Here is a 21,077-nt window from a genome sequence, read left to right on the forward strand (position 1 = left end):
TACAGGAAGTGGCGCTTTTGGCTCAACCTAAATCGAAAGCCCCTGCAAAATCGGATGTACCGAAGGGGAGGCCTATTCCTCGTCTTCCGTCCCGTCTGCCTCGAGAAGCTTTTCGGCGATCAGGCCGGAATTCTGGCGAATGGCGCTTTCGATCTCGGCGGCAACGGCCGGATTGTCGCGCAGGAAGGTCTTGGCGTTCTCGCGTCCCTGCCCAAGCCGCTGGCTGTTGTAGGAAAACCAGGCGCCGGACTTGTCGACGATGCCCGACTTGACCCCGAGGTCGACCAGCTCGCCCATCTTGGACACGCCCTCGCCGTACATGATGTCGAATTCCACCTGCTTGAAGGGAGGCGCGAGCTTGTTCTTCACCACCTTCACGCGGGTCTGGTTGCCGGTGATCTCGTCGCGCTCCTTGATGGAGCCCGTCCGGCGGATATCCAGCCGCACCGAGGCATAGAATTTCAATGCGTTGCCGCCGGTCGTGGTTTCGGGCGACCCGTAGACGATGCCGATCTTCATGCGGATCTGGTTGATGAAGATGACCATGCATTTCGATTTGGAGATCGATCCGGTCAGCTTGCGGAGCGCCTGACTCATCAACCGGGCCTGGAGTCCGGGCAGCGCGTCGCCCATCTCGCCCTCGATCTCGGCGCGCGGCGTCAGCGCCGCGACGGAATCGACCACCAGAACGTCGATCGCACCCGACCGCACCAGCGTATCGGTGATCTCGAGCGCCTGTTCGCCCGTATCGGGCTGCGAGATCAGGAGTTCGTCAAGGTTGACGCCCAGCTTGCGCGCATAGACCGGGTCCAGAGCATGTTCCGCGTCGACGAAGGCGCAGATGCCGCCGGCCTTCTGGGCCTCGGCTATGGTGTGGAGCGCCAGCGTCGTCTTGCCCGAGCTTTCGGGACCGTAGATCTCCACGATGCGGCCCTTCGGCAGCCCGCCGATGCCAAGCGCGATGTCGAGCCCGAGCGAGCCGGTGGACACGGTGTCGATGTCGAGCTTCTCGGTGGCGCCGAGCCGCATGATGGAGCCTTTGCCGAAGGCCCTTTCGATCTGCGAAAGAGCGGCATCGAGCGCCTTGTTCTTGTCCACGGAAGTATCCTCAACGAGACGAAGTGAATTCTGTGCCATCGGCATGGTCCTTATTTCACGCGACGTGGGGACACGCAACGCTTCCGCATGGACCCTTCATGTACCCTTTTTGTTCTCTATTTTCAAGGGATATTCTTGATTTGTTCTGGTTCGGACAGCCGATTCGCCGTCCCTGTCCGACTCTCTATTCGTCTAATATTTCCTTAACGGCCACGGCCAGCTCGCGCAGCGAGAAGGGTTTGGCCAGGAAACCGAATCGTGCCCCCTCGGGCAGGTTCTTGGCGAAAGCGTCCTCGGCATAGCCCGATACGAAGATGAACTTCAGCTCCGGGCGCTCCTTGCGCATTTCGCGCAGAAGGGTCGGCCCGTCCATTTCCGGCATCATCACGTCCGAGACCACAAGGTCCACCCTGCCGCCGAGTTCTTCCATGATGGCCAGCGCCTCGACGCCCGACGACGCCTCGTGCACATCATAGCCACGCATCTTGAGGGCGCGGACATTGCCGGCGCGGACGTGGTCCTCGTCTTCGACCAGGAGGATGGTCGCGGTACCGGACAGGTCCAGCTTGCCGGCGGGTACTGCCGCTGCCGCCGAGGCCTCCGGCGCCGATTGGGCGACCTCCGCCGGCATGTGCCGCGGCAGGAATATGCGGAACGTCGTTCCTTCTCCGGGGCGGGAATCGACATAGATGAACCCGCCGGACTGCTTGATGATGCCATAGACCATGGACAGGCCCAGCCCGGTGCCCTTGCCGATCTCCTTGGTGGTGAAGAACGGCTCGAAAATGCGCTCCGCCACTTCGGCGGGCATGCCCGAGCCGGTGTCGGCCACCTCGACCAGGACATAGTCGCCGAAGGTCAGCTCGGGATAGTTGAAGGCGGCCGTCTCGGCCGCGGGCACGTTGCGGGTGGAAATGTCGATCCGCCCTCCATCCGGCATGGCGTCGCGCGCATTCTGGACGAGGTTCGTCACCACCTGCTCGAACTGGCCGATATCCGCCATGACGGGCCAGAGGTCGCGCGCGTGGTGGCGCTCCAGCTTGACGAGATCGCCGGATATCCGACGCAGCAGAAGATGCATGTCCGCCACGACGTCGGTGAGGTTCAGCATCTTGGGCCGCATTGTCTGCCGGCGCGAGTAGGCCAGCAACTGCCGGACGAGCGAGGCGGCGCGGTTGGCGCTCTGCTTGATGAGCAGCAGGTCCTGGAAGGACGGATCGCCCGTCCGGTGGTTGAGCAGCAGGAAATCCACGGACGCGGTGATGATCGTCAGGACGTTGTTGAAATCGTGCGCGATGCCGCCGGCGAGATTGCCGATGGCCTGCATCTTCTGCGCCTTGGCGAACTGCTCTTCCAGTGCGCGCTGGTCGGTGAAATCGATGCCGTACACCAGCGCGGCCTCCGAGCCGTCGTCGGCGACGTCTCCGACCGCGCTGAAATACAGGCGCACGGAGCGCGCCGGATCGCCGGCAACCTCCACGTCGAGCGACGGGATTCCCGCCTGCCCGCGCGCCGCCGCATCGATGGCGCCGCGCATCGCCTCGCGGCCCTCGTCGCGCAACGCGCCTTCCAGCGTCGCCGTCCCCTCCGCCACCTTCGTGCCGAACAGGCGGGAAAAGGCCGCGTTGGCGCGGGTGACATGGCCACGGGAGTCCAGAGAGGCGATGGCCATGGGCGAGGTGTGGAAGAAGCGGTTGAAGCGCATCTCCAGCTTTTCCAGCGTGTCGCCCGTGCCGGCCACCTGGCCCGAGCGGTTCAGGACGACGGTGCGCATATGCCCCAGGCGCTCGTCGGCGGTGGCCGTGGCCTGCCGCATCAGCCGCACGGGAAGCCGCTGTCCGGAGCGGGTCACCAGGTCCACGTCCAGGACATGAATTCGATTCGGCTCCGATTCGCCGGTCGCCGACAGGAAGGCGCGGCCTTCCTCGCCCACCAGTTCCGGCACGGTGACGCTGCCGGGATCGAAGGTGGCGAGATCGAAGCCGAGCCAGCCGGCCAGCGTCGCATTGAGATAGACGATCGACCCGTCGCGCGCCGACGAGAAGAAACCGACCGGCGCATGGTCGAGATAGTCGATGGCGTTCTGCAATTCCTGGAAGAAGCTTTCCTGCTCCGCCCGCTCGTCGCTGATATCGGCAACCTGCCAGACGTTGAGGCTGCGGCCGCCGCTGTCCATCGGGCGCACCCCGACGCGATACCAGCCCGCGCCCGCGCCGCCGGCAAGCCGGCGCGACAGCCGGAACTCTTCCTGCGCCTCGCGCCCGTCCCGCGCCGCGTTGGCAAGCCTGTAGACCGCCTCGGACGCCTCCCCCTCGCGCGAAAGGAGCTGCTCCAGCGTCCGCGCTCCCGCAAGCCCTTCGACACCGACCGTTTCGGCATAGGCGCGGTTGGCATAGACGATCCGGCCCTTGCGATCCGTCATCAGCGTGCCGGTGGGCAGGGCGTCCAGGAAATCGCGGCCAAGACCCGCATCGGACAGCCTGTTCGACACCTGCAGGAAGCCAAGCGCCAGCGCAAAGCAGGACAGGATGCCGAAGACCGCCAGAAGGCCGAAAATGCCGAGGACGGCGATTCCGCCGGAAACATGCCCGGCGATCGCCAGAGCGGCGGCCACGACCAGCATGAAGGCGGACAGCGCCAAAAGGCGCCATACACCCGAATGTGCGGCGCTGCGATCCACCAGCGGCTTGCGGTTCGCCATGCGCGTGTCAGCCGTCATATCGGTTGGAAACCAAGTCGCTTCGAGCCCCGCTCGTGTAGAAGATATCGTTCAGCACATTTGCGCATTATACGGCATGAAGCTGTCGCAGCCCTTGAAGCCGCGACGTTTTCGGCACATGAACCTATCCAACGGAACGGGGTTGTCCATAGCGGCGGCCGCACGTATCCGACATGACGTAACGGTCATCGCATGCGGACGGCAAGCCGTGGCGGGGCAACGACCAGGGAGACTGGCAAAATGTACGAGCGACTCGTGAACGCTCTCGGCGGTGAAGGCATCGCTACGGTGGTGATCGCCATCATCGTCATCGCCGTGCTTGTGATCCTCGGCTACCTTCTGCTGGCGCTGGTCCGCGGCTTCACCTCCGGTGGCCGCCTGGGCGGCGGTCGCAGCGCCGCCCCGCGTGTGGCGGTACTCGACATCGTGCCCGTGGACCAGAAGCGCCAGCTCGTGCTGCTGCGCCGCGACGAGATCGAGCATCTGGTGCTGATCGGCGGCCAGAACGACCTCGTGGTCGAATCGGGCATAAGCCGCATGCCGGTGCGCACGCGCCGGGTAGAGCCGAGCTTTGCCGAAACGCCGCCGGCGCCTCGCGCCGAGCCCGTGCCGGCCGTCCCTGCCGCATCCGCAGCGGCCCCGGCGGCCCGCCCCGTCGAAGCGCCGCAGCCGGTGCGCAGCGAGCCGCGCCCCGCGCCTGCACAGACACGGCCCGCAGCGCCGGACGTCTCGCCCCCCCTTCCGCCGCGCCGGACGGAACCTGCCATGACGCCGTCCCGGCCGCCGCAGCCCGCGACCCCTCGCCCGCAGCCGGCCCAGCCCGCGCAGCCGCGCTCCATGGCAACGCCCACCCTGCCGCAGCGGCCCGCCGCACACCCGATCGAGGCAGCCGAAGGCCCACGCGCGCAGCAACCGGCACCGGCTGTCACCGTCGCATCCGGATCGCCGGCTGCGACCGAGGTTTCCACGGTGCGGAGCGGCGGCGCCTCGCCGCTTCCCGGTCGCCCGTCCGCGTCGCCGCAACCGGATGTCGGCGCGTCGAGGCCCGAGCCTTCGTCGACGTCCGCCGCACCCGTCGCGCAGCCGGCGGCCGCCGGGAAGGCCGAAGGCTCCATGGGTCCGCTGCAGGTGAAGAGCTTCGCCACCAGCGTACAGACGCATCGCAGCGACAAGGGAGCATCCTTTCCGCCACTGGGCGCTGCGGCGGGCGCCGCCTCCGCAGCGGCGACAGCCACGCCGGCTGCCTCGGCTGCCCCGGACACGAAGTCTGTGGCTGCGGTCGAATCGAAAAAGGATGATGCCGCTGCCGACGGCGACATCGACCAGTTGCTGATGGCCGAGTTGTCGAAGGAAAAGATCGATACGCCCGCCGCGCCGGCCGTGGCGGATCAGCCGGAAAAGCCGGCCGAGGCAGCCACCAGGCCGGAAACTCCGTCCAAGCCGAAGCCGGCGCAGGACAGGCCCGGAATGATGAGCCTGGAGGAAGAGATGGACGCGCTCCTGCGCGACTTTACCCTGGACCCGCCCGAGAAGCGCTGAAAGCGCGGGCCGTTGCGATACGGCAAAGGGGCCGGCAATGCCGGCCCCTTTGCGTCTTCAGGTTCGGGATATGCGGACCCGGCTATTCGTCGCGGTACACTTTCTCGCGCCGTTCATGACGCTCCTGTGCCTCCAGCGACAGCGTCGCGATGGGGCGTGCATCCAGCCTCTTCAGGCTGATGGGCTCTCCCGTCTCTTCGCAATAGCCGTATGTGCCGTCTTCGATCCGCTGCAGAGCCGCATCGATCTTGGCGATCAGCTTTCTCTGGCGGTCGCGGGCGCGCAATTCGATGGCCCTGTCCGTTTCCGAGGAGGCCCTGTCGGCCGCATCGGCAAGGTTGGGGTTTTCGGTTGCAAGCGCTTCGAGCGTTTCACGGGATTCGCGGAGGATCTCGCTCTTCCAGGCGAGTAGCTTCTTCCGGAAATAATCCCGCTGACGGTCGTTCATGAAAGGCTCCTCCTCCCGAAGATCGCCTCCGATGTGCAGAGTTTCGCTCATCTCGCTTCCTCTCTAACCGTCGAGGCGCTGCTTATAACTTTGGAACCTGTTACCTACAAGGTGCAAATAGGTTGCACGTCCAAATGAAGTAGATGCCATAAATACAGGCAAACGCTGGCCTTTTTCTGATCTTGGAAAAGCGGGAGGCCACGGTTGCGTCAGCTGGATTGCCGAGCCCCCGAAAAATGGCATGATGGCGGCATGTCGACCGATCCATCCTCACGCCTTTATTGTCTCAGACACTTTCATGCAGCAAGGCCGGTTCCCGGCCAGCGCGACTTCGACCGGCCCCTCGACGCCCGCGGAATGGCCCAAGCCGAGGAGGTCGCCTCAAAAATAATCAGTGGATCGATCCGATTTTCCACAGTTTTCGTATCGCCAGCGGTCCGCACGATGGAGACAGCGGCGCGGATCGGCATCCCGGCGGACGATTCACGAATCTTCGTCGCTCCCACCTTGTACGAGGCGCCGGCCGAAGCTTACTTCGATCTTTTGCGCGGCGGCGCACCCGATGGCGCCCTGATCGTCGGTCACAACCCGGGCATGGAAGAGTTCATCTTCGCGCTGTGCCGGGATGCCTGCAGCAATGCGGAGTTGCGGGCACGCGGACTTGCCACCGGCGGCTTTGCCGGCATCGATGTCACCGACGGACACGATGCGTTCGAAGCGGGTTCGGGCCGGCTTGCGTCGCTGTTCATGCCGGCGCGTCCGTGACAGGGCGTCAGGAATACCTATCTTCAGCCCGACATGAATTCTCACCGCCACTCGAGGTCCGATGCCCAACCTGATGGATGAGGCGCTTTACGCCATCGACAATCTGACGGACCGGGCAACCGAACTGTTCCATCCGACGCTGCGCCTGGGGGTCGCCGGGTTGTCGCGGGCCGGCAAGACGGTCTTCATCACAGCTCTGGTGCACAACCTGCTGCATGGCGGGCGCCTGCCGGTTTTCTCGGCGCAGGCGGAGGGACGCATCGGAAGCACCTATCTGGAGGAGCAGCCAGACGACGCCGTTCCGCGGTTCCAGTACGAGGACCATGTGCGCACGATGGTCGAGGATCGGCTCTGGCCGCAATCCACCCGCGCCATCTCCGAGTTGCGGCTGACGATCGAGTATCAGTCGGCTTCGGGTTGGTCGCGTCTCTTCTCGGCCGGCAAACTCTCGCTCGACATCGTCGATTATCCCGGCGAATGGCTTCTCGACCTGCCTTTGCTGGACAAGGATTTCGCCAGCTTCTCGGCCGAGTCCATCTCTCGGGCGCGCCTGCCCTCGCGGGCAGAGATGGCGGCCCCCTTCCTTGCGATAGTCGATGCGCTGGATCCGATGGCGCCGGCCGACGAGATGGAAAGCCAGCGGTTGAGCATGGCCTTCACCGAGTATCTGCGCCGGTGCCGGCAGGACGGCACCGCGCTCTCGACATTGCCGCCCGGCCGCTTCCTGATGCCGGGTGATCTGGAAGGGTCACCCGCGCTGACCTTCGCGCCGCTCGTGCTGCCGCCCGGCAGCTTCGCCGCGCCGAAGAACAGCTTTGCCGCCGTCCACGCCCGCCGGTACGAAGCCTACAAGAGCGTCGTCGTAAAGCCCTTCTTCCGCGACCATTTCGCAAGGCTGGACCGTCAGATCATCCTGATCGACGCCCTGCAGGCCATCAATGCCGGCCCGGAAGCCGTACAGGATCTCGAAACGGCCCTGGCGGACATCCTGTCCTGCTTCCGGCCCGGACGGGCGAGCTGGCTGGGCGGGCTCCTGACACGCCGGATAGACAGGCTTCTCGTCGCCGCCACCAAGGCCGATCATCTGCACCGAGAAAGCCACAAGCGGCTGGAGGCCATAGTCCGCCGCATCGTCGCCTCTGCCGTGGAGCGCGCCCGGTTTTCGGGCGCGGAATCGGACGTCGTCGCCATGGCCGCGGTGCGGGCGACGCGCGAGGCGACCGTCGAGGATGGCGGCGAGCGCCTGCCGGTCATCGTCGGCACGCCCCTCGCCGGCGAGCGGATAGATGGCGAAACCTTCGACGGCGAAACGGAAACGGCGATCTTTCCGGGCGATCTCCCGCGCGATCCGAGCCGCCTCTTCGATCCCGACAACAGGGCAGACCCGCTGAACTTCGTACGCTTCCGGCCGCCGAGGCTGGAGCGCGACGATACGGGCCTGACCCTGTCGCTGCCCCATATCAGGCTGGACCGCGCGATGCAGTTCCTGATCGGAGATCGCCTCGCATGAGCGAAGATCGTCCCCGCAGCCCGCGCAGCTTCACGCGCCCCGCATTGCCGCAGACCATGGCAGAACCGGCCGGGCGCAGCCCGCGCGGCTTCCGCGACCTGGCTTCCGTGCGCATAGAGCCCGATGAGGCGCTGGAGCAGGAAGCCCTGGACGCACTCGACGCGGCGCCGGCCGTCATGCGGCCGCGCCGCCGCCGCCTGACTTTCGGCAAGGTTTTCATGGCGGGGCTTGGCCTGGTCGTATCGCTGGCCACCGGGTTGGCGCTGGACAGCCTGATCCGCGACTTCTTCGCAAGGGCCGAATGGCTGGGCTATGTCGCGGCCGGCGCCTCTGCCCTTCTGGTGCTCGGCGCGGTGGGCGTCGCCTTTCGAGAGCTCCATGCCATATCGCGGCTGCGCCTCGTCGAGCGCGAACGCCGCGACGCGCAGAAGGCCTTCGACGACAATGACGAGGGCGCGGCGCAGAGGGTCACGGAGCGGCTGGTCTCCATGCTGGGCGACCATGCCGAAACCTACGCCGGGCGGCAGCGGCTTGCGGAGTGGAAGGACGAGGTCATCGACGGGCGCGACAGGATCGCGCTGGCCGAGCGCGAGTTGCTGGCGCCGCTGGATGCACGCGCCCGCGCGCTGCTTCTGGCCTCGGCCAAGCGCGTTTCCGTGGTCACCGCCGTCAGCCCGCGCGCCATCGTGGACCTTGCCTTCGTATTCTTCGAGACGGTGCGCCTCATCCGCCGCATGTCCGAGCTTTATGGCGCACGGCCCGGAACGCTGGGGCTGATCCGTCTGACGCGCGACGTGCTGGCCCATCTGGCCGTCACGGGCACGATCGCCCTGGGCGACGGCCTGGTGCAGCAGGTTCTGGGCCAGGGCCTTGCCCAGAGGCTGTCAGCCAAGCTCGGCGAAGGGGTGGTCAACGGGCTCCTGACGGCACGGGTCGGACTTTCGGCGATGGATATCTGCCGTCCCATGCCTTTCATGAGCGTGGAGCGACCAGGCGTCGGCGCGATACTGCGCGCGCTTGCCGCATCCACGGACACCGCGCCGGAAAGGAAGGATTAACCCTTAACGGAGATTATCGCGGCAGGTTACTTGCATCGAGGGTTCGCCATGTTCCGCACCGTCATCGCCGGGGTTTCGCTTGCCGTTGCATTGTCGGCGGGCATGGGCAGCGCTGTCGCCGGCTCTTCCAAGGGCTTCATGGAAACGATCGGAGGGCGCTGGGTCGGCCCCGGCGAGATCGTCGCCGGCAAGTACAAGGGCACGCGGTTCACCTGCGACCTGGCGGGGGGCACCGAGAAGGCGCCCTCGGCTATGCAGCTCGACGGAAGCTGCCGCGTCGGCCTGTTCTCGCAGAAGATGTCGGCCCGCGTCACGCATGACGGGCGCACCTACAAGGGTGCATTCCTGGACGGAGCCAAAGGCGCCGGCCTCGATATCGTGTCGGGCGTCGTCGAAGGCGACCGTATGGTCTTCGGCCTGGACCGAAAGCAGCTAAACGGCGCGATGGTGGCCCGGCTTGACGATGGCGACGCGTTGAACGTCACGATCTCGGTCAAGGTGGACGGCGAACTCGTCCCCGTCATCGGCATGGTGCTCAAGCGCGACGGCGCGGTGCGCCAGACCGCCCTTCAGGACTGACGCCACCACTCCCCGTCCTTCGTGACCGGCTCGATGCCCGCAACATCCAGTTGCCCTAGCCAATGGCGCACGGTCTGCCCCTCGATCATGAGGTCCGGCGCAAGCTCTGCCAGCGGCATCAGCACGAAGGCGCGCTCGCGGATGCGCGGATGCGGCAGCGTCAATGTGGGTGTCTCTATGCGTGACTGCCCATAGGCCAGCACGTCGATATCGATGGTGCGCGGCCCCCACCTCTCCAGTCGCACGCGCTTCAGCCGTGTCTCCAGGTCCAGCGCCAGCTCCAGCAGCGCCTGCGGTTCAAGATCTACATCCAAGATTGCGCAGGCATTGAGAAATTCCGGTTGGTCGAGTTTTCCCCAGGGCGGTGTCCTGTACAGCCGTGACGCGGCGACGACGCGGACGCCCGGCGTATCGCCAAGCAGACGAAGCGCCTCCGCCATCGCGGCGGCAGGATCGCCCATATTGCCGCCAAGGCCGATGAGAGTCTGCGTCATGCTGCCGCACCGGCACCCAGTACGGCATCCGCGACGCGTAGCGCATCGCGGTTGGGCTCCACCGCATGCACGCGGAAGATATGCGCACCGCGTTCGCGAAGAATGACGCTGGTGGCCGCCGTGGCGATGTCGGCCTCCGGGTCTTCCCTGCCGATCGCGCCCCGTACGAAGCGCTTGCGGGACGTGCCGACCAGCAGGGGAAGGCCGAGCGCCGCAAGCTCGCCCAGCCGCGCCATCAGCGCCATGTTCTCCTCTCGCTCCTTCGCGAAGCCGAAACCCGGATCCCACACCAGGCGGCCACGCTCGACCCCGGCCGCCGTAACGATCTCCATGGAACGGTTGTAGAAGAAGAACTGGTCCTCGATCACGTCGGGCAGCTTTTCCCGCTCGCGCCCCGTGTGCATCAGGCACAGGCCGGCCTTCGTCCGGGCAGCGACATGCGCGATGTCCGGCTCTTTCTGGGCGCCGAACACGTCGTTGATGATATGGGCGCCGGCGGCAACCGCGCGCTCCGCCGTTTCGGCGCGGTAGGTATCGACCGAGACGAGGCAGTCGCTGGCCCGCACCAAAGCCTCGATGACGGGCAGGATGCGCGCCTGCTCCTCCTCCGGGCTCACGGGCGTTGCGCCCGGCCGGGTGGATTCCCCGCCGATATCGATGATGTCCGCGCCTTGCGCCACCATCTGTAGTGCTGCGGCGACCGCCCGCCCGACGTCACCTCCAAAACGGCCGCCATCCGAGAAACTGTCCGGCGTGACGTTGAGAATACCCATGATGCGGGCGGGGCCGGAAAGGTCGAGCGAGCGCCCATGCGCGACATGCCAGACAGGAGTTTCCGAAGGCAGAACCGTCATTTGTCGTCACCTCGCATTAACGATCCCGGCAATCTGATCGCCCATTTGGGCCCTGGCGCTTCGTAACCGGAGTTCGATGCGCTAACTTTTGCGCGTGATGCCGTAAGCCACGCCAGGAGTCGAGACATGAAGAATGCATTCGCGCTCCTGATGGCGGCGTCATTTGCCCTCGGCGCCCTGCCCGCCTCCGCGGCCGATATACGTGTCCATACCACGTATTTCACCGTCACCGGCAGCACGCTCGAGCAACTGGATGCAGCGCTGGCGCGTAACGGCCCGTTGTCCGGCGGCGGCGATGCCGGCCACCCCGGTGCGACCTCCGTCACCTTCGATGGCCATGTCACCTACGTGCAGACCGAAACGGCCTGCCGACTGGGCGAAGCCCGCTTCATGCTGGATGTCGAGGTGATCCTTCCGCGCTGGAAAAAGCCGCGCAAGCCGGATCCGGACACGGTCCTGATCTGGGAGACGCTGGAACGCGACGTGAAACGCCATGAGGAACGACACGCCGAGATCGCCGTCGCCTATGTCAAGCGGATGGAGATGGCCGTGCGCAATCTGGGTACGCGCCGGACCTGCCGGCAACTCGAAGACGCGGTCGCCGCGACGACGCAACGCTATCTGGCCAGGCATGAAAGCGAACAGCGCGCCTTCGATCGTCAGGAAGCGCGCGAGATGGATTTCCGGTTGAAGCGCCAGCTCCGAGACCGCCTTCGCGCCGGCGCGGACTGAACGCCCGACACCTCAACCTTGGCGTGTCGGGACGTGCAGCACCAGCCCCGCAAGCTCCGGCGCGATGCGGATCTGGCACGACAACCGGGAGTTTGGCCGGACATCATAGGCGAAATCCAGCATATCCTCTTCCATCACCTCGGGGCCCGGGAGCGAACCGGTGAAGGCCTCGTCCACATAGACATGGCACGTCGCGCAGGCGCATGCGCCGCCGCAATCGGCGTCGATGCCGGGAATGTCGTGGCGAATTGCCGCCTGCATGGCGCTCGCGCCGTCGGCGGCCTCGACGGGATAGCGGGTGCCATCCGGTGAAACGAAGGTGATCTCGGTCATGGCACGGGTTTGGACCGGCCGTTGCGCCGGTGTCAATCACCCTCGGCGAAGCGGGTCAGTCCAGCGATCTCAGGAAGTCTGCCGTCGTCACGAGTTCATCCATGAATGCGGCATAGGCGGTGCGGTATCCCGCCTCGTCCGCACGCGCCAGTTCAGCGGCGCTGTCGGCGACTGCGAAGGCACCCACATGACGCCCGGCGCCCCGGATGGCACAAGCCATCTGGCGTACCTCGTCGCGCGTCGCATGCGGCGCACGCTGGATGATCAACGCAACCTGAGAGCGCAGAAGCGCGAGCACGTCACGCTCGATCTGCCTGTCGCCGCCCGTCTTCTGCGACAGGAAGACAAGGTCCACCGGACGCGTCCGCGACGGGCGCGGCTCGGACGGCATGACCGGCTTGGTTGCGGACATCTTCAGGGCAGTGGCACTACGCGTCATGGCTCTTCTTCCTCGACGGCGACCCGATAAGGCAGCTTGCGCCACCCCCTTGTAATTTTTGGTAAATCGCCTTTGACTTCATCTGCCGGGCGGAAACGGACCAATTTGCGGCCGGATCCCCCTCCAAGGCCGCGACTTGGCAGGATGGTAAACAAGGCGGTAACGGCTAACGTATTGACGCAAAAGGCCAGCGGGTCTCGATCGATGGCTTTTCGCGGGCCGCGTTAACCTTATGTTCAGACTTTGGGCAGGCCGTCCGCTTTTGCGGTTCCCAACGATGGGGGGCCTCTCTACCATAGACTCGCGGTATTGCCCTTTTTTCGCGCGCTTCGTGATGAAAGGGGATCCGTTTCGCGCGTCTGGCCGGCCGGCCAGTGGCGCGGATGTGAATTCACGAAGCAAGGCGGCGCAGCATGTCGAAGATCAAAACGGTCGAGCTTTCCGACGAAGCGATGATCGAGCTGGAACTCGAGGAAGCGTTCCGTGAAGCCGGTTTCTCGGGCGAGGCCCCCTCGCCACGCGGATCTGCCGGCAACGCCGCTGCCGATGCGGACGATGGCGATTTCGACTTCGTCTTCGATGAATTCGACCGCAACATAAAGGAAGCGGCTTCGGCCTTCTCCGAACAGCCGGCCGAAGCGGAAGCCCAGGCGCCATCCGCCGCTGCCGACGAAGCACCCGGCATGTTCGACGAAGAGCTGGCCGAATTCGACTGGGAATCCGACATAGAGCCGGTCGACGCCGGCCGGCCCGACGCGCCGGACACCATCACCGATCAGGATGGGCTCTTCGACGTCGGCGCACCCGCCTACGTCGCGGGCACCGCGGCTGCGGCGGGCGCCGCTGCCGGAGCCTCGCGGGTTCGTACGGAGACCGCGCGGCCGCGTGCCGAGACCCCGCCCTACCAGCAGAACGCGGCCAATGACGAGCGGCGCTCCGCCCCGGTGATGGCCGATGGCATGCTTGGCCGCCGCTCTTCCAGCCGCCCGGTTCTGCTGGGCGGCCTCGGCGGCATCGCCTGGCTGGGCCTTGCCAGCGTATCGGCGTTCGGCCTTTTCGGTGGACAGGGCCTGACCGGCCAGAACGCCTTGAACGCCTCTGCCGCATTCATTGCCGGTGGCGTGCTGCCGGCCTTCATGATCTTCGGCTTCGGCGTCATGGTCCGTCGCATGCAGGATCTGCGGCTGATGAGCCGCTCCCTTGCGGAAGTGGCCCTGCGCCTCGGCGATACGGCCCAGCAGCGGCAGGCAGAGCTGGCCACGCCCGCAACCGTGCTGCCGGCCGAACAGATAGCTGCGCTGGAGCGGCGCATCGCCGACGAGGTCGCCGCGCTGGAACGCACCTTCGCCGACAATGAGGTTCGCGTTCGCGGCCTTGTCGGAGAACTGAGCTCCGAGCGCGATGCCATGCTGAACCATGCCGAGCAGGTGCGTGCGCTGCTGATCGGCTCGCACCAGCGCCTGTCCAACGACGTCGAGGGCGCATCCGAACACGCGGCCGAGCGCATCGAATCCGCTGCGCAGAGCTTCACCGCCCTGCTGGACGACCGCACCAACGAGATTTCCCGCCGCTACGAGGACCAGGGTCGCCAGCTGGCCGATTTCTTCACGGAACAGAGCCAGTCCACGCAATCGGCCCTGAATGCGACGGGCGAGGAACTGGCGCGTCGCATCGCCTCCACCGCCGATGAGGCCGGCGCGCGCCTGCAGCAGGCCACGGAGGCGGTCAACCGCCTGATCGAGGAACGGTCGGGCGAGCTGGAGCGGCGTGCCGAGGAACTGACGCGCGGTGCGACCGAACTGAGCGACCGTGTCCACAACGCGATCACCAGCGCCAACGAGCGCATCGCCGAGGCGCTGCGTGTCGGCTCCGAAAGCTGGACGGTGGACAACACCCTTTTCCTCACGTCTCTCGAAGCCATGCTGGCGGAAAAGGCGGACCGGATCAGCGCCGAGGAAGCAGGCTTCACTGCGCGCATCACCGGCTCCATGGAAGAGCGCCTGGGCGTACTCAACCAGGAGGTCGACCGCTTCCTGACCATGGTCGACGACCGCTTCGACGAAAAGATGCTCCGCACCTCGTTGATGCTGGAAGGCAAAGGCGAGGATATCCTCGAACGGTTCGAGCAACGCCTCGTTCATCTGGAATCCGTGCTCGACCGTCACGGTCAGCCGCTTGTGGACTCTCTCGGCCAGCATGTCGGGGCCATCGAAACCTCCATCGAGCGCATAGATGCCTCGCTTGCCGGCGGCGTGGAGCGCCTCGGCCGCTCCGTCAACGACGAAAGCGAGAAGCTTGGCCGTGCCTTCGCCGATGGCCAGGCCGATTTCGCGGCACGCGCTTCGGACGCCCTGTCGCGCGCCGAGGCCGTGTTCGAGAAGCGGGCCGGAGAAATCCAGGCGCTGTTCGAAGAGCGTACAGGCCGCTTCGACATGCTGGCGGTGGAGCGCATCAGCGACATCGAAACGTCCCTCGCCTTCGCGCAGCAGACGCTGTCGTCCGCCATGGACGAGCGCAGTGCCGCGGTGACGACATCCATCGAAACCGGCATCGAAAAGCTGTCGGATCTGCTGGCCAGCCTCGACGCGCGCATGCTGGACGATTTCGACGACCGTTCGCGTCAGTTGGCGGGCCGGATCGGCGAGCGCGTGGAGCTTATCACGGCGACGCTGTCGGAACGCGTGTCCGGCCTCGATACCTCGCTCGCCACCGCGCGCGAGACCATGGTTTCCACCCTGGACCAGCACAGCAACGCGCTGACCGGCGCGATCGACCGCAATGTCGACCGGCTGGCAATGCTGCTGGAAGATGTCGACGGTCGCCTCATGCGCGGCTTCGAGGGCAAGACGGAAGTGCTTGCCGACAAGATCGGGGAGCGCTCGCGCGAGATCATCAACCTGGTCGAGGAGAATCGCGAGCTCCTGGAAAGCGGGCTGGAACAGCGCATCGGCCTCATCGCCTCGCTTCTGGACGAGCGCCGCAACGCCATCACCCTCTTCATCGAGGAGGGCGCCAAATCCCTCGCCGCCTCGCTCGACGGCGAAGCGACGCGCCTCTACGAGAACATGGATGCCCGCGCCCGCACCATCTCGGACGAGATCGGCCGCAGCATGGCGGGCGGCGAGGAAGCGCTGGAGACGGCCGGGCGCCGCATCATCGAAACCCTGGAAAAGCAGAGCCACGCCATCGACATGGACGCCATCCGCCGGCTCGAGACGGCGTTGGCGCGTTCCGAAGACGACAGGCAGGCCCTGTCCGACAGGCTGGCCGAACATGCGGTCCGCATGGAAGCCGGCTTCGACGGAATGTTCGACAGCGTGATCGCAGAACTTGGCGCCAAGGTGGATCTGCTGCGCGATACGGTGGAGACGTCCCGCCAAAGTCTTCTTGCCGATATCGACCGCTCTGCCGGCTCGCTGGCCCGCAACCTCGAGGACGGCAACCGCAACTTCGCGGCCGGAATGGAAAGCTCCGCGGCGCAGGCGGTAAGCGAGATCGAGACAGCCCTGCAAACGCTCATGTCCGGCATCGAGGCCCGTACGGCGCAGCTTCGCAGCGCAGGCGGCGACCTGAAGGGCGGCTTCATGCAGGGTCTGGACGAGCGGCTTTCCGCCATCCGCAGCCTGTTCGACGGCTCCAACTCCAGCTTCTTCGCCGACCTGGACGAAAAGGCCGGCCTGCTGTCGACAGAACTGTCGCGCAACAATGCCGACATCGCACAGACGCTGGACGAACGCGTGGCCGAGTTGCGCGCCGCCTTCTCCGAAGCGGACGAGCGGCTGGGCAAGGCGTTGGAAAACCGCCAGCGCGAGTTCGAAACCGTCCTGGCTGCCGGTACGGACAACATCAACAGCTTCTTCGAGGAACGGACCGCCTCCATGTCGGAGACGCTCGACCGCGGCCTTGCCAAGGTGGAGCAGACCCTTACCGGCCGCACCACGCAGATCGCCGAGGCGGTGCGCGACTCCATCCTGGGCGCGACCGGCCAGATGATACGCGATGCCTCCGCGGCCCGCGGCGAGCTGGACGAACAGGCAACCCGCTTCACCGAAAGCGTCGAAAAGCTGGGCGCCGCGCTGGCCGCGTCGAGCGAGCAGGCCCATTCGCGCCTCTCCGGCGAACTGGAGCGCCTCGCAGCCGAGGTGGAGGCGGCCACCACGCGCCTGCGCTCGACGGCCGAGGAGACGCGCCAGAGTCTTACGGGAGATAACCAGCAGTTCGTCACGCACCTCGCCGGCGCATCGCTCGCCATGCGCACCGAAGCCGAGAGTGCCCGCGAGAAGCTTGCCGCGATGGCCGGCGATTTCGTTCAGAGCCTCGACTCCCTTGCCGGTCAATTCCGTGTGGAAACCGAAAGCGCCCGTGGCCAGTTGGCCGAGGAAGCCGGAGCATTGGCCGAAACCATACGCTCCGCAGGTGCCATGCTGACGGATGTGGGCGGCGCATCGCGGGATTCCCTGTCGCAGAACGCGCGCCAGATGGCGCAGGGCGTCGAGGAAGCCGCCCGCATGTTGAACCAGAAGGTCGAGGCGATCCGCCGCGAGCTTGCCGACCAGTCCGTCGATATGACGGGCGACATGGACCGGGTGGCCGAGCGTGTCCGCGCCATTGCCGCCGAGGCACGCGAGACGCTGGGCGATGGCGCCTCGAAGATGCTGGACGGTATTGCCGACGCTATGCAGACCATGGACAGCCGCGCGCAGACGCTACGCGACGATCTCGACGAGCGAACCCGGACTTTCGCCGGCTTCATGGACGGTCTTGCCGCTTCCATCGGCCAGGAAATCGGCAAGGTCGGCGGCACGCTGCGCGGCGAAGCCGAGGAAACCTCACGCTTCATTTCCACCAAGCTGGTCGACGATGCGCGCCAGGCACACGAAATCCTCCTCAGCAACACCGGCGACATCTCGACGGCGCTGGCCGGTGTCTCGACCGCAATCCGGCTCGAGGCGGACCGTGCGCGGGATCAGGTATTCGATGCCACCAGCGCTTTCGCAGAAGAGCTGACCCGCAGGGTGGAGGCCAACGAGACGGCGCTTGCCGGCCGTGCGGCCGACCTTGGCGCCGCCTTCGCGGAGCGGGTGCAGGAACTGGAAGAGATGCTCGGGCGCCGCAACGCCGAAATTGCCCGCCTGCTCGACGAAGAGGCGCGGCCCCTGCTCGACCGTCTTTCGGAAGACGGCAACAGCCTTGCCGCGTCCATCGGCGAAAGCGCCCGCAGCGCGGCCGAGCGCCTTCAGCAGGAAAATTCCGCCCTTCTCGCCTCCTTCACGCGGCATGCCCACAAACTGGTCGAGGAGATCTCCTCGTCCTCGTCGCAGGTTGCAGGCGAACTCGAGCGCCGCACGCAGGATGCCGCCGGCCTTGTCAACGAAGCACAGGAGAACCTGGTGCTCGAAGTCGGCCAGTTGATCCAGCGCATCGGCAATGTCAGCGGCATGCTGGGCAAACTGGTCGGCGAAGCCACGGGCGAACTGTCGGCGGTGGAAAAGACCTTCACCGAGACCGCCGAGCGCTTCACCAGCGGCACGGACAAGGCCGTATCGGTGATCGAGAACTCCAGCGGCCGCTTCGACGACAACATCCAGAAGCTCGATGCCCTCTCGACGGACTCCGCCGGGCGCGTCGAGGCCATCGCGGGACGGCTCGCCGAGCAGAGCGAGGTTCTGCAGGAAGCCGCCCGTCTTCTGGAGCAGTTGCAGACCGGCATGGACCATTCCCTGCAGGAGAAGCGCGAAGGCCTGGAAGCCCTTGCCAAGGGCCTGTCGGAACGCTCCGGCGAAATCGCCGAGACTGTGCGCGGCCTGGAAGAGATCGTCAGCCGCCGGATCGAGGCGACACAGCGCAATTCCGCAACCGCGGTCGACAAGGTGCGCGAGGCTCTGGCCAGCGCGCTGGACGACGCCAACCGCCGCTTCATGCAGGCGACCGAAGAAATGCGCCATACCGCATCCGGCCTCAAGGAAGAGCTGGATTCGACCAGGCAGGAGCTGAAGCGCGGCGTCTTCGAGCTGCCCGAGGAGGCCAAGCAGAGTACGCAGGCCATGCGCCGCGCGGTGTCCGACCAGATCCGCGCTCTCAAGGAGCTGGGGGAGATCGTATCGCAGTCGGGTCGTGCGCTGGACGTCCGCCCCGCCCGCATGCCACAGCAGGCGGCCCAGCCGCAGCGGGAGGCCGTGGCGGCGCCACGCCAGCAGCCGGTTGCCGAACCGCGCGTGCAGGCCCGTGCAGTGGACGAGCAGCAGGAACGCCGTGCCGTCGGCTCTTTCCAGGCGGAGGGCAATCTTGCGCGCGACATGCGCGGCACGGTGGAGCCCGCGCGCCCGGTGGAAAGCGCCTATCCGGCCCGCCCGGCCGCCCCTGCCGCCGGCGCCACGAAGGGCCGCAGCTGGGTGTCCGATCTGATCCGCCGCGCATCCGCCGAAGAGGAAGCGGCCGCCGCGGCCCAGTCCGACGAACTGGAATCGGCGCTGAACGCCGCCTTCGACGCCGACCAGCCGGAACAGGCCACGCCTGCCGCACGCAACCCAGCCCATGTCGTCGAATCGCTGAATTCGCTGTCGGTCGAGATCGTCAGGGCCATCGACCATGATGCCTCGGTAGAGCTTTGGGACAAGTATCGCCGCGGCGAGAAGAATGCCTTCACCCGCCGCCTCTATACGATGAAGGGACAGGAAACCTTCGATGAGATTCGCCGCAAATATTACCGGGAGCAGGAGTTCCGCCACGCGGTGGATCGCTACATCGGCGATTTCGAAGCCATGATGAACGATCTGCGCAAGCGCGAGCCGGATGGCCAGCGGGTGCGCGAGTATCTGACGTCGGACACCGGCAAGGTCTATACCATGCTGGCCCACGCCTCCGGCCGCTTCGGACAGAACTGAAGCCTGGGTGCAGAAAAGAGCCCCCGCCAGCATATGGCGGGGGCTTTTTCCTATGAGCCTGATTGCAGCGGCTGCTAGCTTTTCACGCCATTCAGCTCTGCGACGATATCGGCGAGGAAGGGTACGAAGTCGTCGCCGCGTCCGATGGCCTCCGCCGTGGCGTAGGAGTTCTTGACGGCGCTCGATATATGGCTGGCAATACCACCCTCGTTGGCCAGCGACACCAGATAACGCGTATCCTTGTGCGCGTTCCGCAAGGTGAACTTGTGCGCCTCCCGGTCGCCGCCGACGACATATTTCATGAAGGTCTGGTAGAAGCCGCAGTCCATGCGGCCGCCGCCGATGACCTCATGAAAGGTTTGCGCCGAAACACCGGACTTGGCTGCGATGGCCAGCGCCTCGGCGTAAAGGGCGGCATAGCCCAGCGAAACGAAGTTGTTGAGCAGCTTCATCGTATGGCCGGACCCCACATCGCCCGTGCGCACGATACGGCCCGACCAGCAATCGACGATCGGTCGGATATGCTCGAACGTCTCGTCATCCGCCCCCACCATCGAATCCAGCGTACCGGCCCAGGCCTCGACCGGCGTTCGACTGAGCGGGGCATCGGCGAAGCGAAGGCCGGCCGCAGCCGCCATGGCGGCGATGCGCTTCGTGGAAACGGGATTGGACGTGGAGGAATCGATGATCGTCGTACCGGCACGCGCATGGGCCAGAATGCCGTCATCGCCCAGAATGGTATCCTCGACCTGCGGCGAGCCGGGCAGGCACAGGACGATCACCTCGCACTGCCGCGCCAGATCCGCCACGGAGCCGGCCTCGCGCGCGCCACGCGAAACGAGGTCCTCGATCGCCTCGCGCTTGCGGTTGGCCATACCCACGAGGGGGTAGCCGCCCTCCACTATGTTCCTGGCCATGCCATGGCCCATGTAGCCGAGGCCGATGAATCCGACCGTCAGGTTCTTGTCGTCCGCCGTCATTCCGCTTCCTCCCTGGAAATGACACTCCCGTTCAGGCGACCTGTGCGAACCACCCCACGATCTCTGCGGAAATCCGCTCGAAGGCGCCGTTCAGGCCTGCCACCAGCGCCGCGTTGCCTTGCCCCGCGATGGGCTCGGAGACCGTGAAGACGCGGGTGGACCGTACCGAGCCCGTCCTGTCGTCGAGCGCCGTCACCGCGATCGCGATCTTGGCGACGGGCTGCCCGGTTTCGTACGATATCTCGAAGTTCCGGATATTCGTGACGACCTGATAGTCGATGGCCAGGCCCTGGCCCGGCACGCCGACGGCGCTGAAACGGCCCGAATTCTGGAAGGCTTGCACGAGGCGGAGTTGTACGAGACGTGGAAGCCTGTCGCTCCACTGGCTCTGGCCGAGATATTCGACCGTCAGCGGCGCCGGCATGACCACGATCCGCTCGCTGTCCAGCGTGCCGGTCGTCGTCGGCTCGGGCACGAGGATCTGCGACCGCTGGACACGCGCGGAGCCCCCTAGCGCGGCGGGCGCGGTCAGTTCGAAGGTCTGCGGCGGCGGCGAAAACGAGGCGCAGCCGGCCAATGTCGCGGCAAGCGCCGCCGGAAGCAGCGATCTGGCAAAAAGCGTCATCGTCCGTGTCTCCCCAATGG

Annotated in this window: 16 protein-coding genes; 7 read left to right on the forward strand and 9 right to left on the reverse strand. The window is 66.0% G+C overall.

Annotated features, from left to right (window positions below; all coding sequences use genetic code 11):
- Nucleotides 1–72 precede the first annotated feature (72 nt).
- Both recA and cckA read right to left on the reverse strand, forming a co-directional pair.
- Nucleotides 73–1,137 carry a recombinase RecA gene (gene recA / locus NDN16_RS08255; RefSeq protein WP_251113148.1) on the reverse strand — a complete coding sequence of 355 codons (1,065 nt, stop codon included), beginning with the start codon at nucleotides 1,135–1,137 and terminating at the stop codon, nucleotides 73–75.
- Nucleotides 1,138–1,282: 145 nt separating this feature from the next.
- Nucleotides 1,283–3,817, reverse strand: a complete 2,535-nt coding sequence (gene cckA, locus NDN16_RS08260) for a cell cycle histidine kinase CckA (RefSeq protein ID WP_435301073.1) — start codon at nucleotides 3,815–3,817, stop codon at nucleotides 1,283–1,285.
- Nucleotides 3,818–4,057: 240 nt separating this feature from the next.
- On the opposite strand from cckA, the gene NDN16_RS08265 reads away from it, so the two are divergent.
- Nucleotides 4,058–5,356 carry a flagellar biosynthetic protein FliO gene (locus NDN16_RS08265; protein ID WP_251113150.1) on the forward strand — a complete coding sequence of 433 codons (1,299 nt, stop codon included), beginning with the start codon at nucleotides 4,058–4,060 and terminating at the stop codon, nucleotides 5,354–5,356.
- 82 nt (nucleotides 5,357–5,438) lie between these two features.
- On the opposite strand, the gene dksA is transcribed toward NDN16_RS08265, so the two are convergent.
- Nucleotides 5,439–5,855, reverse strand: coding sequence for an RNA polymerase-binding protein DksA (dksA, locus tag NDN16_RS08270; RefSeq protein ID WP_060606958.1), 417 nt, complete (start codon nucleotides 5,853–5,855; stop codon nucleotides 5,439–5,441).
- A 201-nt stretch (nucleotides 5,856–6,056) separates the two neighbouring features.
- Here dksA and NDN16_RS08275 point away from each other — a divergent pair, with 201 nt between their 5' ends.
- The 4 genes from NDN16_RS08275 to NDN16_RS08290 all read left to right on the forward strand — a co-directional run bounded on the left by NDN16_RS08275 (nucleotide 6,057) and on the right by NDN16_RS08290 (nucleotide 9,716).
- The gene (locus tag NDN16_RS08275; protein ID WP_251113151.1) at nucleotides 6,057–6,569 is read left to right on the forward strand and encodes a SixA phosphatase family protein; all 513 of its coding nucleotides are present in this window, start codon (nucleotides 6,057–6,059) and stop codon (nucleotides 6,567–6,569) included.
- A gap of 61 nt (nucleotides 6,570–6,630) precedes the next feature.
- Entirely contained in the window at nucleotides 6,631–8,079 is a 1,449-nt protein-coding gene (locus tag NDN16_RS08280; RefSeq protein WP_251113152.1) for a YcjX family protein, read from the forward strand.
- The gene (locus NDN16_RS08285; protein WP_251113153.1) at nucleotides 8,076–9,137 is read left to right on the forward strand and encodes a YcjF family protein; all 1,062 of its coding nucleotides are present in this window, start codon (nucleotides 8,076–8,078) and stop codon (nucleotides 9,135–9,137) included. Before NDN16_RS08280 ends, NDN16_RS08285 begins: the two co-directional genes overlap by 4 nt.
- A gap of 48 nt (nucleotides 9,138–9,185) precedes the next feature.
- Nucleotides 9,186–9,716, forward strand: a complete 531-nt coding sequence (locus NDN16_RS08290; protein WP_435301074.1) for a hypothetical protein — start codon at nucleotides 9,186–9,188, stop codon at nucleotides 9,714–9,716.
- On the opposite strand, the gene folK is transcribed toward NDN16_RS08290, so the two are convergent.
- Complete coding sequence (gene folK, locus NDN16_RS08295) at nucleotides 9,707–10,210, reverse strand: 2-amino-4-hydroxy-6-hydroxymethyldihydropteridine diphosphokinase (protein WP_251113154.1); 504 nt, start codon at nucleotides 10,208–10,210, stop codon at nucleotides 9,707–9,709. The two genes, NDN16_RS08290 and folK, sit on opposite strands and share 10 nt — an antisense overlap.
- Nucleotides 10,207–11,064, reverse strand: a complete 858-nt coding sequence (gene folP, locus NDN16_RS08300; RefSeq protein WP_251113155.1) for a dihydropteroate synthase — start codon at nucleotides 11,062–11,064, stop codon at nucleotides 10,207–10,209. The genes folK and folP overlap by 4 nt, the downstream gene beginning before the upstream one ends.
- A 126-nt stretch (nucleotides 11,065–11,190) precedes the next feature.
- Between folP and NDN16_RS08305 the strand changes: the two genes are divergently transcribed.
- The gene (locus NDN16_RS08305) at nucleotides 11,191–11,796 is read left to right on the forward strand and encodes a DUF922 domain-containing Zn-dependent protease (protein WP_251113156.1); all 606 of its coding nucleotides are present in this window, start codon (nucleotides 11,191–11,193) and stop codon (nucleotides 11,794–11,796) included.
- 12 nt (nucleotides 11,797–11,808) lie between these two features.
- On the opposite strand, the gene NDN16_RS08310 is transcribed toward NDN16_RS08305, so the two are convergent.
- Both NDN16_RS08310 and NDN16_RS08315 read right to left on the reverse strand, forming a co-directional pair.
- Nucleotides 11,809–12,129: a 2Fe-2S iron-sulfur cluster-binding protein gene (locus tag NDN16_RS08310; RefSeq protein ID WP_251113157.1), complete on the reverse strand. Its 321-nt coding sequence runs from the start codon at nucleotides 12,127–12,129 to the stop codon at nucleotides 11,809–11,811.
- A gap of 55 nt (nucleotides 12,130–12,184) precedes the next feature.
- Nucleotides 12,185–12,568, reverse strand: a complete 384-nt coding sequence (locus NDN16_RS08315; RefSeq protein WP_251113158.1) for an Hpt domain-containing protein — start codon at nucleotides 12,566–12,568, stop codon at nucleotides 12,185–12,187.
- 413 nt (nucleotides 12,569–12,981) lie between these two features.
- On the opposite strand from NDN16_RS08315, the gene NDN16_RS08320 reads away from it, so the two are divergent.
- On the forward strand, nucleotides 12,982–19,452 hold the full coding sequence (locus NDN16_RS08320) for a hypothetical protein (protein ID WP_285292524.1): 6,471 nt from the start codon (nucleotides 12,982–12,984) through the stop codon (nucleotides 19,450–19,452).
- Between the two features lie 74 nt (nucleotides 19,453–19,526).
- Here NDN16_RS08320 and NDN16_RS08325 read toward each other — a convergent pair whose 3' ends face one another.
- Nucleotides 19,527–20,432 (reverse strand): NAD(P)-dependent oxidoreductase, encoded by a 906-nt coding sequence (locus tag NDN16_RS08325; protein WP_251113159.1) that lies wholly within the window; start codon nucleotides 20,430–20,432, stop codon nucleotides 19,527–19,529.
- Nucleotides 20,433–20,463: 31 nt separating this feature from the next.
- Complete coding sequence (locus NDN16_RS08330; RefSeq protein ID WP_251113160.1) at nucleotides 20,464–21,057, reverse strand: ABC-type transport auxiliary lipoprotein family protein; 594 nt, start codon at nucleotides 21,055–21,057, stop codon at nucleotides 20,464–20,466.
- Between the last annotated feature and the right edge of the window lie 20 nt (nucleotides 21,058–21,077).

This window comes from Aureimonas altamirensis (assembly GCF_023702225.1).
GTDB classification, from domain to species: Bacteria; Pseudomonadota; Alphaproteobacteria; order Rhizobiales; family Rhizobiaceae; genus Aureimonas; species Aureimonas altamirensis_B.